Raw genomic sequence first — 18064 nt, 5'->3', positions numbered from 1 at the left:
CCCCTACGAGCATAGAGTGTTCGCCCCAGTTATTTCAACGCTGGCTGACAATGCATCAACCATTGCTCCAATTGCTTCGCCGCATCCCAGTGAATTGGCTTGGACGAAAGTTCACCACGCCAAACCAAACTGCCGCTTCTCCAAGCTTTAGAATATGAACGAAGAGCCTCTACGGGTTCATCAAAGGGTGTTCCCGAGGCGGCTGCAATGTCATCAAACCCGGGTTCGTACATGCAGCAGGGACATATCCCTGTGCCAATTAGCGGCCCATCTTCACTAAATGACCGACCGTCGAAGCAATCTGAATACCCGCAACTTGGGCAAAGCCATTTGCCTCTTTCATCTTGAACATTGAGTTTCGAATAGTCGAAACCCATCACTCCCCCTCGGGCAAGGTATCAGCCTGCGGCTCCGTCTCCGGCTTCACCTCCGGGCCTTCAAGCTCAATCTGGGCGCCGGATGTTTCTTCGATCAACTGTTCCAACTGAGTCTCGAACTCGTCCGCAGTAATCGTGCCATCGCTCAGTTGCTGACGAAGCTCTTGGATGCGCGGGAGAGCGTCAATAACAGTTTCTGATCCGGATACCGCCTCATTCAATTCGGTCAGCAATTCCAGCTGAAAACTCTCCTCACTAACCACCGATGACGCCCATATCGCAAGCCCAAGCGGGGCCAGCAACCCAATCCCGAACGATACGAAAAAGAGCCGTTTGAAACTCATTTCGGTTACGAGACCTAACGTCACCATGCTAGCAAGAGCCAGCACCGTAACCGAGCCCAGCAGCGTCAGCAAAATAGTGATTAAGAGCATTCCGCCCAGAATTTCCATCAAACCCCCTCCAGCAAACGATCCGCCTGCGCCCTTGCCTCAGGCGTAACCTCCGCACCGGACAGCATCCGCGCGATCTCTTCTTGGCGTTGTGCATCGTCGAGCAACACGACACTGGTCTTCGTCACAGTGCCGCTGGAAGCCTTGGCGATCAGGTAATGTTGCCCGCCGCGCGCGGCGACTTGCGGGCTGTGCGTTACGGCCAGCAATTGCCCTTCCGCGCTGGCAAGCCGCGCGAGGCGTTCTCCGATGGCGCTGGCCACCGCCCCGCCCACGCCGCGGTCAATCTCGTCAAAGATAATCGTCGCCGCGCCGCCTTTTTCCGCCAGCGCCACTTTCAGCGCGAGGATAAAGCGCGACAACTCGCCGCCCGATGCGATCTTAGCCAGCGGCGCAAAGTCGGCGCCGGGATTGGTGGCGATCAGGAACTCCGCGCTGTCCATGCCATGCGCACCCCATTTCTCCTCCGGCAATTTGCCAATCGAGGTGAGGAAGCGCGCGGCATCCAGCTTCAGCGGAGCAAGTTCCGCAGCGACGGCCTTGTCCAGCACCTTGGCCGCTTTTACGCGCTTTTCATGCGCTTTCTCGGCCATGGTCAGATAGGCAGTGCGCGCTTCTTTCGCGGCTACTTCCAGCGCATCGAGCGTCGCCTCGCCGCCTTCGATCGCGTCCAATTGCCCGCGCATTTCGCGCATCAGTTCAGGCAGGTGATCGACATCGCAGCGGTGCTTCCGCGCCAGCGCGCGCAGTTCGAACAGGCGCGTTTCGGCATCGTCCAGCGCAGCGGGATCGTGCACGAGCGACTGCGCGGCGGTCTCCAGCTTGTCTTCCGCCTCGCCCGCTTCGATCACAGCCCGATCAAGCGCAGCGAGCGCCTCGGTCAACAGGGGATGCTGGTCGGCAATCCGGTCTAGCTTGCGCGCGGCAACACGCAGCGATGCGAGCGGGGAATCCGATCCCTCCCAGATGTGGCGCAAATCTTCGAGTTCACCGGAGAGCTTCTCCGCCTTTTGCATATCGGACCGCGCTCCAGCGAGGCGCACTTCTTCGCCCGCTTGCGGCTCAAGCTCGGTCAATTCGGCGAGATGCGCGATCAGAAGATCTTGGTCAGCCTTGGCCTGTTCAACTTCATCGCGTGCCTCGGACAATTGCGCCTGAGCCTTGGCCCAATTGCGCCAGCGCCGCTCCATCCCCGAAAGGTCTGTGCCCGCATATCTGTCCAGCAAAGCCCTGTGCCCGCGCGGGTTCACAAGGCCGCGATCATCGTGCTGTCCGTGCAGCTCGACCAATGCGGGCGCGAGTTCGCGCAGCAAAGCCACGCTGGTCGGTTGATCGTTGATAAAGGCTTTGGAGCCGCCATCGGCCTTTACCTGACGCCGGATGATCAGAGGCTCGCCCGGCTCAATCTCAAGATCGGCATCGTCGAGCGCTGCCGCGATCAGATCCGGCAAAGCGGCGAATTCGAAACTGGCGGTGACGCTGGCCTTCGCCTCGCCTGCCCGGACCAGAGCCGTCTCTGCGCGGTCACCCAGGATCAAGCCCAAGGCATCGAGCAAGATCGACTTGCCCGCGCCGGTTTCGCCCGTAAGCACACCCAGCCCACGCGAAAAATCGAGGTCCAGCGCCTCGATCAAAACAATGTTGCGAATGGAAAGCCGGGTCAGCATCGTTTCAATGCCTTAACCCATGAATTTCGGCGCGTCACGCTGGGTGCAGAGCAATCCCCACAATTGGCCCCAATGCGAACGGCTTCTTAGTTGCCGCCAACAGAGGCGACCGATTCCGGTGCCTCGTCCTGAACCAGCTCATATGCCTTTTCGTACCACTCATCGCCCGGATAATTGGCACCCAGAACAGCGGCGTATTTCACCGCTTCCTGACGCAGACCGAGTGCAAGGCTGCTCTCTGTCAGGCGATAGAGTGCTTCGGGTGTGTGGCTGGTCGTATCGAATTTCTCTACGACATTGCGGAACCGGATTGCCGAGGCGAGCCATTGGCCGGAACGCTGATAATGGCGACCGATTTCCATTTCCTTGCCCGCGAGGTGATCGTCGACAAGGTCAAGTTTCAGACGCGCATCGGCGGCATATTCGGTTTGCGGGAAACGGCGGTTCACTTCGCGCAGAGCCGATTTGGCTTGCTCGGTGATTTTCTGATCGCGGTTCACATCGCTGATCTGCTCGTAATAGCTGAGCGCGATCAGGTAATATGCATATGGCGCGTCTTTGTTGCCCGGGTGGATCGACAGGAACCGCTGCGCATTGCGGATCGATTTGTTGTAATCGCGGGCGATGTAATAGCTGAACGCGCTCATCAACTGCGCACGGCGGGCCCACGGTGAATAAGGGTGCTGACGCTCCACTTCATCAAACAAGGCCGCAGCCAGCAGCGTGTTTCCGCGATCAAGGCGGCGCTGAGCCTCCGCATAAAGCGATTCGACATCGCGCGCGACGTAGGCAACATCCTCTTCGGCAGAGCCTCCCGAACAGGCGGCCGTGGCGGTGATTGCGGTGCCGAGCAGAGCGGCGCGAAGGATCGGTGTGCGGAATGTCGTGAACATGGGAAGCCGTATAGCCGCGCTGCATGTGAACGCCAAGTGAAGTTGGCGCGCTTACCCCATTCAATTTTTGCGAGCGCTTGGGGCCAGGCTTCGGTCCGCTTGCTCGGAATTACCGGCGGATGCGCTTACCCTGCAGCCGGCGGGCATTCGCAGCGTCGGAATCTTTCTCGATAAATGTAACGGTGTTGCCCGGTTCAATATCCGAAGTGTCGTTGTTACCGTCAATCTCGGCAACCGCGTCGGTTTCGCTCGCTGAGATCACGCGGTAGCGCAGCGAACCGATCCCGCGGGTCTTCTTCACATCCAACCGATCGCCCAATTGCAGCATCGGGCGGCCATAATTGATCTCGATCAGATCACCTTCGACGCCGACGACCCGCATTGGGTCAATCGCGAAGGTCACATCGCGCGCGAGGCTGAGAGCGACTTCGTTTTGCATCAGGTCGTAAACGGATGCGCCGGGCTCTGACGTACGGACACGGAGGGTGTCGGTGTTGAGCGTGCGGGACATCTCGATCCGCTTCGTCAGAACACCGCCATCAATGTTGCGGCCCGCGCTATCCTTGAGCGTAAACGAAACCGTAGCTGTCGCGGTGCCCCAGCTGGTGCGATAGGAATTTTCACCGCGAACCGGACGAGAATTTGCCGGCGGTGTCTGGCCAATGTCGCTGATCGTGATGTCCAGCGTGTATCCGCCACGACCGGTGGTCAACCTGCCCGTCGATGCAAGCGCACCTTCAACCGTGTTTCTCAGGTTCTGAAAGTTGGTTTGGCAGTCCTTATAGACCCAGCTGCTCCACGTGGTGTGCGACAGGTAATAATTGCGAGCCGCCGCCGCGCCCCACCAGCGCGCATATTCCGCTTCGCTATAACGCAGCCTGCTGCCGGAATAGTTCCGGAAATACGCGCAAGTCTGAGTGCTGGTGATGGTCCCGACATTGACGGAGACGCGCTCCTGCGCGTGCCCGACACCACCGGCACCGAGTGTTGCGGCAGCGGCGAGCGCGCCTGTGATTGCGAGCTTCCACATTGTCATTCCCCCAGGTGAGCCAATCAACGGCGACGTTTGCGCTGCGACTTTTGCATTGCCTTCACGGTGTCCTTGTCCGTCGGTCGTGCGATCGCCCCCACACCGAGCGGCGTACTGAATGCCGTAACCTGAATAGCGCGCGAGAACGCCGTCTGGACTTCGCTGATCTGCAACGCGCCCATTTTCTCGCCGTCAATCTCGATCATGCCATTGCCGGATGGATCGGGAATGCTGGTGCTTTCGCCATAGACCATCAGATAGTCGCCGCGCTGCACAGCGCCTTCGCCGTAATTGAGGATCACAGTCCCGTTCCCCTGAACAGCTGCGACCTGGATCGGATACAATGTTGTGACGAGACCCGTGGCAACATTATCCGCAGCCGAACGCATCAGGGCAGAGCTATCGATCTGTTGCCCGCCTCCGCACACAGTCGCCGATTCCTGAAGCTCGCTGATCCGCTTGGCAAACAGCACCTCACCTGTGTTCGTATCGGTGATGCGGATGTCGGCTTCCATCCTTACATTTGTGCGGTAGCATTCCTGATTGCGGTTGCGGTTGCCGCCAAGCACACCGCGCAGCAGCGAACCGCCGAAATCGGACTTGTTCACGGCGGAAACCGAGGTGATCGTGCCGTAGATAAGGTAATCGACGCCTTCGAACCCGCCTGTCTGCCCGGGGCGGTTGGTCGTAACGACCCCGCCATTGGCCAGCCCCTGTTCCTTCATCAGAGTCGCGAGCCGCGCCCGCTCAATAATCCGGAACTTTCCGCTGCCGATAATCGCCGTTTCCAGCATGGCGACAAAATTATCGGCCTGACCAGTTTTGGCCAAGTCCTCCATCTGCGCAATACCGACAATCGGTTTGTCTTGCGCGGCGGCAGGAACGACAAGAAAAAGAGCCACAAACGCGGCGACGAGACGAACAAACACTAGCAATCCCCCGATGCAATGATTCGCTATGTTTATCGACAAATAGAGCGACGCACCACCAGCTTTCGGGAGAAATAATTGCAATCGCTCAATAATCGAGGGTTTGCGCCCATTATTTGCGATGGCCGAAGCTGCTCTGTCCTACACGGGGTTTTTCTGGCTTAACCCAAACGGTCCGCAGGACCGCAAGCCTGACCGGGCGCCCGCAGGCCCAAAGGGCCGAGGAAATCGCGCGCCGGATGGCGTGCGCAAAGGAACACAATGCCCCGCAAAGCCAATCCCCGCACAGCCCGCCTCCCCGTCCCCGCTGGCCAGATTCCCGATTTCACCCCCGTCCCGCGTCAACGCATGCGCAATGGCGGATGGAGCGCCGCGCGCCAGCGCGAATTTATCGAACTGCTCGCCGAAACCGGAAGCGTCCGCGCCGCCTGCCGCCGGCTCGGCGTCGGCGAACACCATATCTACAAATTGCGCCGCCATCCCGAGGCAGAGAGCTTTCGCAAAGCATGGGAGGCCGCGCTCGACCTCGGCATTGCACGGATCGAAGATGTTGCGATGGACCGCGCGCTGAACGGTGTGGAGGAGCCGGTCTATCACGCGGGGGAAATCGTCGGCACGCGCCGCGTCTATAATGACAGGCTGCTGATGTTCCTGCTGAAAAACCGCGCGCCAAGCCGCTTTGCTGCCGATGCCCGGCCTTCGCCGCGCAAGCCCGACGCGATCGAAACAATGCAGGAGAAGCGGCGAGCCAAGCAGCTTCGCCGAAAGCTAAAAGCAGAAATCCGCGCCGAGATGGAGGCGGAAGCCGAAGCCAACGCTCCCTCCCCGCAGGAAATCCGCGCGAGCATCGACGCCAAGATAGAAGGCCTACGCCGCGCCGCCGAGTATCGCCGGAAACAAGAATGGGAGGCCCTGTCCGAGGACACCCGCGAAGCGTGGGAGCGTTACGACGCGCTAAAGACGCGCGATATGGGGCGGATTGCGGCCGAGGAAGAAGCGCGGCGGACGCTGCTGGAAGGGCCGAGGGAGCAGGTGAATGCCGTGCCGCCCGAGGAGAAGGTGGTGGAGCCGAAGCCGCCTAAGACTGTTTGGTCGCTTAAGGATGATGGCTGGGAGTGAAGATAAATCTCTGCACTGCTCTTTGAATAGCTCGATTTTTCGGTCATACGCTGCGAATACAGTTTCGCCGGAGAAATCAAGTTTTGAAAAATAATTCGAAAATTAGATTTTATGACGAAGACGCGCTGCTTTATAGATTACATGAAGGAGTTGGAGAATCTAACAAGGGTGTTGTATTTGTAGTAGGTGCACCGATTACTGCACCAACAGATGAACACTCAGGCGTTACAGATGTCGAGGGAGTTGTTGATCTAATTCGTGAAGAGTTTTCCTCAAAACCGGCCCAGATCAAGAAGTTAGAGAATGACCTTGCGAAGCATGAAAATCGCTATCAAGCAGCCTTCGACTTTCTAGTAAGTCGGCGTGGTCAAGACGCAGCTAACCGCGTTGTAAAAAGAGCGGTCTCAACAGCCTTGATCGTTAATACCGATAAAGCGAGCTCGGACACCATTTCGGGACTAGATACGTCTCAGCTCCAATCATTCGAAAATGATCCCAATCTTTGGTCGATCAACGAAGGTGTTAATGCGCTTTCAAAGCTAATTGTCGATTATCCATCTCCGTTCGGAAACGCGATCATTACCTCAAATTTCGATCCATTGCTTGAGATTGCAATACAAAAAAACGGGGGAAATGCATGGAGAACAACTCTTTCCAGCGATGGATCTCTATTCGACAGTCAAGCTCGCGGCTGTCAGGTAATCCACATGCATGGTTTTTGGCACGGATCTGACACCCTTCATACGCCGACTCAGTTACTTCAAGATCGACCTCAGCTTGCAAATGATTTTTTGAAGATCGTTGCAGATAAGATTGTTGTGGTGATGGCATATGGAGGTTGGAATGACATTTTCACAGAGGCACTTAGGACTGCTGTCAAAAATAAGAATATTCTTCCAGAGATTATTTGGACTTTTTTTTCGAAAGAACCAATAATAACCGAAGACCTTCGACGCACTCTAGAACCAGGGATCGCAAAGGGTCGCGTAACACTGTACGCTGGCATCGATTGTCATTCATTTTTACCCAAATTACTTCACGAATGGGAAGCTACCAATCCACTATTGGCCGGTGACATTCCGCTCGAAGATAATAAATTAGCTAGTAGTTCACTTTCTCGTAGAGCGAGGCTTTTTAACCTTTCACCATTGGAATGTGATCGCCCACCAAATGTCGAGGTTTGGGTAGGCAGAGAGGGGGAATTGCGTGCTCTTGAGACTTCTAAGGCTAAAGTGGTAATCTTTGGCGGGCTTGGCGGCGAAGGTAAGTCCGCTTTGGCATCTCATTACATTTCAACGTTGCAACAATCGGGAAGCCAATACAGGCTTTGGGACTGGCGAGACTGTAAAGAACAAAGTGACCGTATCCGAACACAAATAGTTGAAATTATCGCTAGATTTTCCCACGGAATGATAAATTCTGAGGATTTGTCAGAAGCAAATGACTTGGAACTGATAGAGGTACTTTCAGATATAACGCACGGTGAAAATGCTGTACTGGTATTTGATAATGTAGACAGCTATGTCGACCTAGAGAATAAGAAGTTCATCGGATTACTAGATCTGCTTGTCCAGAAATTCTCAACCTCTGGCACGAGCAGCCGGCTTATTTTAACCTGTCGTCCACCCGTTCAATATACTTCATCATCTTGCCTGACGCTCACCCTCAAGGGGGTTTCGCTTAGCGAAGCAGAAGAGTTGTTTGCAAAACGGATTGCGAATCACTCTATTCCCAGTGAAGATATCGCTGAAGTTCACGCTATTACAAACGGCCATGCATTCTGGCTGGACCTCCTTGCAGTGCAAGTAAACAACGTTCCCGGCACCTTGCTACGTAGTCTTATTGACGACCTAAGAAGGGGCAGAGAGGATGGCCCCGACGTGCTGTCATCAATTTGGGAGACCCTTGCCATGAGAGAGAAAACTCTCTTGAGGTTTATGGCCGAAGCAGTCAGGCCCGAGACAGAAAAAACTGTAGCGAAATTTTCCTCAGCCCAGTTAACGCAAAACAACTTTCAACGCGCGATCAGATCGCTGATTTCTTTCAATCTCATTGTAGTCAAACCACAAAATGATGCACCTGACCTTTACGATCTTCATCCACTCGTTCGAAGCTTTGTAAGGAAACGTTACGCCAGATCTGAACGTACCGACATCATACGTGTAGTAATCAACCAATACAAAAGCATTATTGGATCAATTGGATCGTTGCTGGGCGTAAACCTGCCTTACCCATTGCTGGAGCGCTGGTCCCAAAAAGCCGAATTAGAAATCTCTGCTTCTATGTATGATGACGCTTTCGAGACACTTTCAGATGCAGAAGATGCGTTCTTGGGTTCTGGTCATATTCAAGAATATGTGCGTGTATGCCGATTGCTACTAGAGGCAATCGACTGGGAGACCGCATCCTCAAAGTACAAGCAATTCGATGATTTGGTACGCGTCACAGTGGAAACGTTGGACCAGTTGGGCGAATATACTGCGTCTGACAATCTCATCGATCGCTACGCGAGTACGATTCCTGAGAAAACAGCTCGCTTTATCAACTTGTGTGACATTCGCGCTTACTCAGCATGGCAAAGGCAAAATTTTGCAGATGCGGTTGAATGGGCCAAAAAAGGTGTCGACCTTAAAGCAAGGACTAAGGTCGATACCGCATTTGACTGTGAGCATCATCTGGCGTTGGCACTCCGTGACTCAGGTGAATGCAACGATGCGCTAGACATCTTTTTGGGTGAACATAAATTGGAAGAAATCCTTGATGGAAACGATCTTTCAAAGGGGAATGGCCCACTCTATGGAAATGTTGGGCGCTGCCTACACTTGATGGGCCAGAAAGACGACGCCCTGCGTTGTTACCGCAAATCAATGCGGCTCCTTGAAAGGGACAACGCCGCGAATACTATGTCGAACCGGGCCTATGCTCGGGCCTGGATCGGTGAAATACATCAAACAAACGGACGAACTGAAGAGGCTATTGCGTTCTTTGTCGACGCAGCACGCCAATTAGGCGCCGCAGCTCCAATGAGGGTTAGAAAACTATCTGATCAAATAAACTCTATTAAGGAGCCAGATGCGAAGCCCATGACCGAAAACGCTGCCCGTCGCCTGGTCGACAAATGGCTCAGAAACTAGATTGGATCGAATTGTACGAATTGTACGAATTGCCCCCTATTCTTCCCCCATCCGCAGCGCAGCAATAAACGCTTCCTGCGGGATGCTCACATTGCCGTATTCGCGCATCTTGGCTTTACCCTTTTTCTGCTTCTCCAGCAGTTTCTTCTTACGCGAAATATCGCCGCCATAGCATTTGGCGGTCACGTCTTTGCGCATCGCCGCGATAGTCTCGCGGGCGATGATCTTGCCTCCGATGGCTGCTTGGACGGGAATCTTGAATAAGTGCCGTGGAATCAAATCCTTAAGCCGCTCACACATGCCGCGACCACGCTCTTCCGCGACCCCTGCATGCACGATCAGCGATAGGGCATCGACCGGCTCATTGTTCACAAGGATGTTCATCTTCACAAGATCGCCTTCGCGCAGTCCGATCTGCTCGTAGTCAAAGCTGGCATAGCCCCGCGAAATGCTCTTCAGCCGGTCGTAAAAGTCGAACACAACCTCGTTCAAAGGCAACTCATATGTCACCTGCGCACGGCCACCGACATAGGTCAGATCGGTCTGAACCCCGCGCCGGTCCTGGCACAGCTTCAGGATCGCGCCGAGATACTCGTCCGGGGTATAGATCACCGCCTTAATCCACGGTTCCTCGATCATCTGGATGCGGTTTACATCCGGCCAATCGGCGGGGTTGTGGAGCATGATCTCCTTCGCGTCTTCATTCTTCGTTTTGCCCAATTGCAGGCGGTAAACGACCGAGGGCGCGGTGGTGATCAGATCAAGGTCATACTCGCGGCTGAGGCGCTCCTGAATAATCTCGAGGTGCAACAAACCGAGGAAGCCAGCGCGGAAGCCAAAACCAAGCGCGGCGGAGCTTTCCATTTCAAAACTAAAGCTGGCATCGTTAAGCCGCAATTTGCCGATGCTCTCGCGCAGCTTTTCAAAGTCCGCGGCATCCACGGGGAAGAGGCCGCAAAACACAACCGGCTGAACTTCTTTATATCCGGGCAGCGCTTTCGTTGCACCGCCCTTCACCGTGGTGATCGTATCACCGACGCGGGCCTGCTCAACCTCTTTGATCTGCGCGGTGATAAAGCCGATTTCGCCCGGGCCAAGCTCGTTCAAATCGGTGCGCTTGGGGGTGAAGCAGCCGACGCGGTCGATCAGGTGCTGTGTGCCACCCTGCATGAATTTGACGTTGAGCCCTTTGTGCAAAACCCCCTCAATCACGCGGACGAGGATGACGACGCCGAGATACGGGTCATACCAGCTATCCACCAAAGAGGCTTTGAGCGGGACATCGCGTTGGCCTTTCGGTGGTGGGATTTTGGCGACGACCGCTTCGAGCACTTCCTCGATGCCAATGCCGGTTTTGGCTGATGTCATCACGGCTTCGGATGCGTCGAGGCCAATAACCTCTTCGATTTCCTCCTGCACACGCTCCGGTTCGGCGGCAGGCAGATCGACTTTGTTGATGACGGGGACGATTTCGTGATCGTGCTCAATCGATTGGTAGACGTTGGCAAGGGTTTGCGCCTCGACGCCTTGCGCAGCGTCCACGATGAGCAACGCACCTTCACATGCGGCGAGGGAGCGCGAGACTTCATAGGCGAAGTCCACGTGACCGGGCGTATCCATCAGATTGAGCTGATAGGTCTCGCCGTCTTTGGCGGTGTAGTTGAGGCGCACGGTCTGCGCCTTGATGGTGATACCGCGCTCTTTCTCGATATCCATATTATCAAGAACTTGTTCGGACATCTCACGCTCTGTCAGGCCGCCCGTAAACTGGATCAACCGGTCAGCCAGCGTGGATTTGCCATGATCAATGTGAGCAATGATCGAGAAGTTACGGATTTTGGAAAGGTCAGTCATTTCCCGCCCATTTAGCGGGCATGCCAAGCATTGTCATTCGCGAAAATCGCAACACTCGCCTGATACGGTTATGCCGCCTCGTTCACCGTGCTGGAAGCGTAGCCAAACTTGGGCATGCTGGCGCTTTGATCCAGCATGCCACCTTCCATGCCTTTATAGCTTCCAGGTGCCAGTGCTGCCAATGGTGCCCCTGCCGAAGCAAGCGCATACGGTGAGACGCGGTTGCGGGTGCAGAGCCCCCCTGAGCCATCATCGACCAATGGCTGTTCGAACTCGAGGCCTTGATTGTCTGACATCGCACGAATTACGGTCGCGACGGCAAGTTGTCCGCCGCCAAGGTCGACCACGAATTGCGTTCCCTTTGGCACGTCCGAAAGCCCTTCGATAAGGGCGCCAGTTTTTGAAAGGTTGCGCAGAGTCACTTCGTAAGAATGATCGGCATGGATGACATGGATTTTGCGGTATACAGTTCTGCGGCGTGCCCGTTTCGTGCGATCGCCGCATGGCTGGATGGTCCATCCCTCGCCTAGCAACTCAGCTTCGACGGTATCTTTATCGACTGGGTCGGAGAATATCGGACCTTCGACAAAACTCACACCGCAATCGAGCAAAGACGCGAGCAATGTATTCGTTTCGATGCCGTTGGCGATGGTGTCCATTTCCAAAGCACCGGAAAGCGCTACAATCGCTTTGACCAGGCTCAACTCACGGCTGTCGTGCCGGTCAGCTTCGGCAAGAAGCTTCTCATCAATTTTGATCGCATCAAAAGGCGCGCGGCGCAGATATGCCAGTGAAGAATATCCACTCCCAAACTCGTCCAGGGTCAGGCGCACACCCAATTTGAACAACTGGGCCAGCGTGCGGTCAACATGGTTGGTATCGCCGAAGAATACAGCCTCATTGACCTCAAGCTCCAGCCGCCCAGCATGCATATCTGCGGTTTGCAAAGCCTCGGCCACATACTCGACAAAGTCGCTATGATTGAACAGCGGAACAGGAACATTCACTGCAACGCGTATGGTATCGGGCCATTCTGCCGCGTGTTCACATGCTTGCGTGATTGCCCATTTTCCGACTTCGATAACCCGGCTTGAATCCTCCAGGATCAAAGCGAATTCTTCCTCGTCAATCTCGCCGCGCTGCTCATGGTTCCAACAGATATGCGCTTCCAAGGCGCAGACCTCCTGTGTCTTGGCATGAACAATCGGTTCGTATTTGAGAAACAGTTCTTGTTCGCGAATGGCCTTGCCCAAATCGGCTTCGAGACGGCGGCGAAAAATTGCTTCGTTTTCGAGATCGCAGGAAAAGAACCGATACTGACCACGCCCACCGTTCTTGGCAGCATAAAGAGCAAGGTCGGCAGAGCGAACGACTTCGTCACAGGTGACCCCGTCATGCGGCGCAATGGCGATCCCCACAGACGCACCAATGACACATCGCCCCTCTTCCAAGGAGTAAGGCTGTTTAAGCATCGTGATAATCTTTGAAGCGATGTCTCCAAGGACGCCGCGGTCATCGATATCCGGAAGCAAAACCTGAAATTCATCGCCGCCCAGCCGGCCGATCTCGCAATCCTTATCGATTGCCCGCCGAAGCCGCTCTGCAACTTGCTTCAAAAGTTCGTCACCAGCCGCATGACCCAGAGTGTCGTTCACTTGTTTGAACTTATCGAGATCGAGCATCATGATCGCGCAGTCACGCTTTGCAGTTTTGAAAGCGGTTAAAGTCGTTTCGATCTGCTGTGCCATGCGATGGCGGTTGAGAAGGCCCGTCAGGGAATCGAATTTCGCTAGCCGAGCGGTTTCGGCCTCACGGTGGTACTCTTCGGTAATGTCAGCACCGGTTCCCCGGAATCCCGAGAAGTGTTTGCCGTCCTTGAAAACAGGTTGTCCTGCCAAGCGGACAACCGCTCCTTCTGATCGATCGACGGCTCTAACTGCGATGCCAGAAAATGCCTTACGAGCTGCATGCATCAGAGCGAGCGACTTTGTTTGGCCTTCACCATCAACAGGTACGAAAACGCTCGCGAGCGGCTTTCCAATCAAGGCTTCGAGGGGGATCTCCAGCCGATCAGCGATAGCGCCGCTGAGATAGGTGAGATTGCCTTCTGAATCGCTGGCCCAGAACCAACCGAGCCCTGACTGCTCAAGTTCATCGAGCATCGCCAAACGTTCGCCATCGGACATCTCCGAGGCGGCTTCGGATCGAATATTGCGGAGCAAATTTCCGCTCTTCGATGACAAGAGACCCTTGAGGGGCACCTGCGCAGTTCCTCCAACTATTCGACGCCGGGTCATTCCAGCTCTCAATCACTGGTAAACTCGGTTGGTTATTTTTTTGCTAAGATGGCAAGTTAACGCACGCAAATGCGCCAATCGCACGGCCAGAAATCTCGTAATTCCTTACCGTATCAGTAAGCCTGTGCGGCCATTTGTTCGCCTGGTACGCTCATATCGACTTCAATAAACGCTTTCGGGCTCTTGCTCATGGCGCCAGTGATCGCGGCCACCGCCAGATCATTCAGAGCACCCAAAGGACGTCCAGCAGCTTCGATTTGATAAGGAGAAACGCGGTGCCGAGTGCACAATCCGTCCGCTCCATCGCTGACCAATGCTGTCTCGAATTCGACGCCCTGACTGAACCCTTCTGAACGGCGCACTTTCGCGACTGCAAGTTGCCCGCCGCCAAGATCCAGAACTATGTCAGTCCCAATCGGCACGTCGAGTAGACCTTCGATTTTCGCACCTGTCTTGGAAAGGTTTCGCAAAAACACGCTGTAGCGGCTGTCTTCATGGATGAGTCCAATCTTCCGGAACTCAGTCCTCCGATCCGAACGATACTTTTCCGGCCCTTTCGGTTCAAAGAGCAAGGCCCCCTTATCCAATCGCTCGCGCAGTTCCTGCTCGGGCATTGCCCGCGCAAATAGAGCACCCTGAATGCGCGCCGCGCCAAAAGACACAACCGCTTCGAGTTCGTCCTTTGTCTCGACGCCTTCCGCGACTGTTTCCATGTTCAGCGCTTTGGCCAAACTTACAACGGCAGATACAATCGCTCCGTTGTTGTTGCCCTCTTCGGTGCACCCGCGAACAAAACTCTGATCGATCTTGATCTTATCGAACGGTGCATCACGCAGATAGCTGAGCGACGAATAGCCGGTTCCGAAATCATCCAGCGCAAGTCGCACGCCAATCTCTTTTAGCTCCCGGAACATTCTGAGCGCACGTTCGATATCGCCTACAAAGACGCTTTCGGTAATTTCCAGTTCGATTTGTGAAGGGTCAACGCCGGAATTTTGCAGAGCCTTCTTCACGATATCGAAGAAATTATCCGATGCGAACTGGACAGCTGAAACATTGATCGCAGCGCAAATCCCGCTTTGCCAGCTTGCAACTTTTTGGCAGACATCATTGATCGCCCATTCGCCAAGTTCGCGGATAATCCCGACTTCTTCGGCCACCGGGATAAAGTCCGCAGGCGAGACCATGCCGCGTTCCGCATGATTCCAGCGCATCAGTGCTTCAACGCAGACGACGCGGTGCTCGTCAGCGCTCACGATCGGTTGGAAGTGCATTTCCAGTTCATTCTTGGAAAGCGCGTCGCGAAGATCTTCTTCGATCTGATGACGATGGCTTGCTTTGTCGCGAAGGTCGCTGGAATAGAAGCGGAACTGGCCGCGGCCTCCGCCTTTTGCTGCGTAAAGCGCCAGATCGGCTGCTTTGATCAGTTCCTCGCTTTCGATTCCATCAAATGGGGCAACAGCGACACCGACAGAGCAACCAATGACGGCGCGCATACCGTTGATCGAGTATGGCTGCGACAGCATCTGAATGATCCGCTCTGACAATTCGCCAAGCACAGCGCGGTCTTCAACGTCCGGTAACAAAATCTGGAATTCATCGCCGCCCAGCCGGCCAATCTCACCTTGATCGCCGACAATACGCGTTAGGCGCTGTGAAACCTGTTTAAGCAGCTCATCGCCGGCGGGGTGACCCATCGTGTCATTGACCTGCTTGAAACGGTCCAGATCAAGTAGCATCGTCGCGCAGCTGCGCTTCGCGACTTGAAACGCGCTGAGCGTTGCAGAAAGCTTGTGAGTTATACGATGCCGATTGGCGAGCCCGGTGAGCGAATCGTACCGTGAGAGTTTTTCTGCGTTACGCTGACTGGCGATCGTCGCGGTGACGTCGCGCGCAATGCCGTGATAGCCGCTAAATGCGTCTCCATCGGCAAGCATTGGCGCGCCTGAAATCTCCCACCATTTGGTTTTCCCGCCGCGTTCTATTTTGACAATTGTGGGGCGCAGCGAATTTCTAGCAGCGAGTTGGAATTTTAGTGGGCGCTGGGTTGAAGAGTCCTCGGCGTCTTTGTCATCCAGGAAAAGTTCGCTGATCTTTGTCCCTAAAAGACTTTCAGTGCTTTCGGATATCCGTTCAGCAGCTGGGCCGGACAGATAAATCAGTCGGCCCGCTCTATCGCTTGCCCAGAACCACCCAAGATCAGATTTCTCCAGGCTATCGAGCAACCCGGCACGGCGTTCAACATCGGAGGAACGAATTGGCGCAAGGGGAGCGTCCTCGCCCTCTGGCGGAGACGCTTTCTGCGGAGCCCCGCCAAACCGTGATAACAATCCGCCCATTACCAGGACCACTCCCAAGCAAAATCTTGATTGCGCTCTCTACACGGAGACAAGTTGAGGAATGGCTAAGATCAATTAACCCAATGACTAGGCATAAACCGCCTGTTCGAGACTCGCTTGAAACTTGCTCGGGCAAAAGGCATGACTGCGATGTAATGAAAAGGTCCGTCGAAGAACGGACCGCAAGAGGGGACCTTATGTCAGACAGCACGATCAAGCTCGAAAACGAAGCTGCGCAATCCACCAACGCCTTGGGGCCATTGATTGGAGTTGCACGTGAGGACTTTGTGAGCGCCGTCGCGCTCCTGTTGCGAGAAACAGCTTCGGATCCGAACCGTGCTTTCAAGCATGCCAAATCGTTTAGCGAAGACATGGTCAAAATCTTGACCGGCAAAAGCGACCTTGCGCCCAACCCTAAGGACAAACGTTTTCAGGACCCAGCGTGGCAGTTCAACCCGTTTTTCCGCGCGGGCGCTCAATATTATCTCGCCGTGCAAAAGGGCATGCGCAGCTGGCTCGAAGAACTTGAGCTGGATGAGCTGGAGCGCAACCGGGCGAACTTTATCGCCAACATCATCCTTGATGGACTTGCGCCGACCAACACACTCGCCGGCAACCCGATCGCGCAAAAACAGATCATCAATTCCGGCGGTCTGTCGCTGATCAAAGGCCTGCAGAATGCCTACAACGATCTGGTCCACAACAAGGGCATGGTCAGCCAGGTCGACAAGCGCCCCTTCAAGCTGGGTGAGAACATCGCGACATCCAAAGGCTCCGTGGTCCACCGCACCGAAATGTACGAGTTGGTGCAATATGCGCCGATCACCGATGAAGTGCATGAAATCCCGCAGCTAACGATCCCGCCTCAGATCAACAAGATGTACATCAATGATCTGTCGCCGGAGAAATCGATCATCAAATGGCAGGTTGATAACGGGCTTCAGACTTTTGTGATTTCATGGCGCAATCCATCGAAAGACCAAGGCCACTGGGGCCTCGGCGATTACATTGCGTCGTGCGAAGAGGCGCTTGAGGTCGTTTCGCAAATCACCGGATCGAAAAAGGTCAATGTTTCGGCTGGCTGCTCAGGTGGCCAAACCGCATCGGTCCTCGCTTCGAAACTTGCCGCAACGAACAACGACATTCTCGGCACTTTGACTCTGATGGTTTGCGTTCTTCACCCGAAACAGACCGATATCGAAGCCGCGTCGCTTGTTAGCGAGAACGGTACTGCTCTTGCCCGCCAACGCGCCGCAAAAGCAGGCATTATCAAGGCAGATGATCTCGCACGCGGCTTTGCATGGCTGCGGCCGAACGATCTCATCTGGAACTATGTGATCAACAATTACCTGCTCGGCATGGATCCACCAGCTTTCGACGTGCTGTATTGGAATGCCGATGCGACAAACCTGTCGGCCAGCTTGATGGGCGATTTCCTGACACTGTTCGAAACACTTGCCTTTACCAAGCAAGGCGAAGTCGAGATGGCCGATCACATGGTCGACCTATCCAAGGTAACTTCGGACATGTTCATCCTTGGCGGCGTGACCGATCATATCACTCCGTGGAAAGCGACTTATCGTTCGACCCAGCTGTTCGGGTCGAAAAACGTCACATATGTCTTAAGCCAGTCAGGTCACATGCAGGCTATCCTGAACCCTCCTGGCAATCCGAAAGCCAAATACTTCGTCCAGAAGAAGAAGGGCAAACTCCCCGACACCGCGGACGAGTGGTTGCAAGGAACGGAAGAGGTCAAAGGCAGTTGGTGGCCGTATTGGATGGAATGGATTCAAAAGCGCTCAGGTCCGATGAAATCGGCGCCAAAAAAACTTGGCAGCACCAAACACAAACCAACAGACCCCGCACCCGGACTCTACGTCGTAGAGGAAGTCTGATAGGGCCCGTATCCAACACTAGATTAGAACTTGTTGGAGGCCACCTTAAGGAGGACCCTCCAGCCCACGTTTCAGGCC

Annotated in this window: 11 protein-coding genes; 3 read left to right on the top strand and 8 right to left on the bottom strand. The window is 54.9% G+C overall.

Annotated features, from left to right (window positions below; translation table 11 throughout):
- Positions 1-376: 376 nt before the first annotated feature.
- The 5 genes from MWU39_RS05805 to MWU39_RS05785 form a co-directional block, all read right to left on the bottom strand.
- Positions 377-829 (bottom strand): hypothetical protein, encoded by a 453-nt coding sequence (locus MWU39_RS05805; protein WP_247159051.1) that lies wholly within the window; start codon positions 827-829, stop codon positions 377-379.
- Positions 829-2496, bottom strand: coding sequence for a DNA repair protein RecN (recN, locus tag MWU39_RS05800; RefSeq protein WP_247159050.1), 1668 nt, complete (start codon positions 2494-2496; stop codon positions 829-831). The genes MWU39_RS05805 and recN overlap by 1 nt, the downstream gene beginning before the upstream one ends.
- A gap of 86 nt (positions 2497-2582) precedes the next feature.
- Positions 2583-3389 (bottom strand): outer membrane protein assembly factor BamD, encoded by an 807-nt coding sequence (locus MWU39_RS05795; protein ID WP_247159049.1) that lies wholly within the window; start codon positions 3387-3389, stop codon positions 2583-2585.
- Between the two features lie 109 nt (positions 3390-3498).
- Positions 3499-4419, bottom strand: a complete 921-nt coding sequence (locus MWU39_RS05790; protein ID WP_247159048.1) for a hypothetical protein — start codon at positions 4417-4419, stop codon at positions 3499-3501.
- Between the two features lie 23 nt (positions 4420-4442).
- Positions 4443-5348, bottom strand: coding sequence for a CsgG/HfaB family protein (locus MWU39_RS05785; RefSeq protein WP_247159047.1), 906 nt, complete (start codon positions 5346-5348; stop codon positions 4443-4445).
- Positions 5349-5609: 261 nt separating this feature from the next.
- Here MWU39_RS05785 and MWU39_RS05780 point away from each other — a divergent pair, with 261 nt between their 5' ends.
- Positions 5610-6467, top strand: a complete 858-nt coding sequence (locus tag MWU39_RS05780) for a hypothetical protein (RefSeq protein WP_247159046.1) — start codon at positions 5610-5612, stop codon at positions 6465-6467.
- Between the two features lie 83 nt (positions 6468-6550).
- On the top strand, positions 6551-9601 hold the full coding sequence (locus MWU39_RS05775) for an SIR2 family protein (protein WP_247159045.1): 3051 nt from the start codon (positions 6551-6553) through the stop codon (positions 9599-9601).
- Positions 9602-9637: 36 nt separating this feature from the next.
- On the opposite strand, the gene lepA is transcribed toward MWU39_RS05775, so the two are convergent.
- The 3 genes from lepA to MWU39_RS05760 all read right to left on the bottom strand — a co-directional run bounded on the left by lepA (position 9638) and on the right by MWU39_RS05760 (position 16091).
- Positions 9638-11455 carry a translation elongation factor 4 gene (lepA, locus tag MWU39_RS05770; protein ID WP_247159043.1) on the bottom strand — a complete coding sequence of 606 codons (1818 nt, stop codon included), beginning with the start codon at positions 11453-11455 and terminating at the stop codon, positions 9638-9640.
- Positions 11456-11523: 68 nt separating this feature from the next.
- Entirely contained in the window at positions 11524-13641 is a 2118-nt protein-coding gene (locus tag MWU39_RS05765) for an EAL domain-containing protein (protein ID WP_247159042.1), read from the bottom strand.
- A 224-nt stretch (positions 13642-13865) separates the two neighbouring features.
- Positions 13866-16091 carry an EAL domain-containing protein gene (locus MWU39_RS05760; protein ID WP_247159041.1) on the bottom strand — a complete coding sequence of 742 codons (2226 nt, stop codon included), beginning with the start codon at positions 16089-16091 and terminating at the stop codon, positions 13866-13868.
- A 155-nt stretch (positions 16092-16246) separates the two neighbouring features.
- Between MWU39_RS05760 and MWU39_RS05755 the strand changes: the two genes are divergently transcribed.
- Positions 16247-17986, top strand: coding sequence for an alpha/beta fold hydrolase (locus tag MWU39_RS05755; protein ID WP_247159040.1), 1740 nt, complete (start codon positions 16247-16249; stop codon positions 17984-17986).
- Positions 17987-18064: the final 78 nt, after the last annotated feature.

Source organism: Erythrobacter sp. F6033 (assembly GCF_023016005.1).
In the GTDB taxonomy this organism is placed as follows: domain Bacteria; phylum Pseudomonadota; class Alphaproteobacteria; order Sphingomonadales; family Sphingomonadaceae; genus Erythrobacter.
Note: the sequence above shows the minus strand (reverse complement) of the source record. Positions and strands in the feature narration are given on the sequence as shown.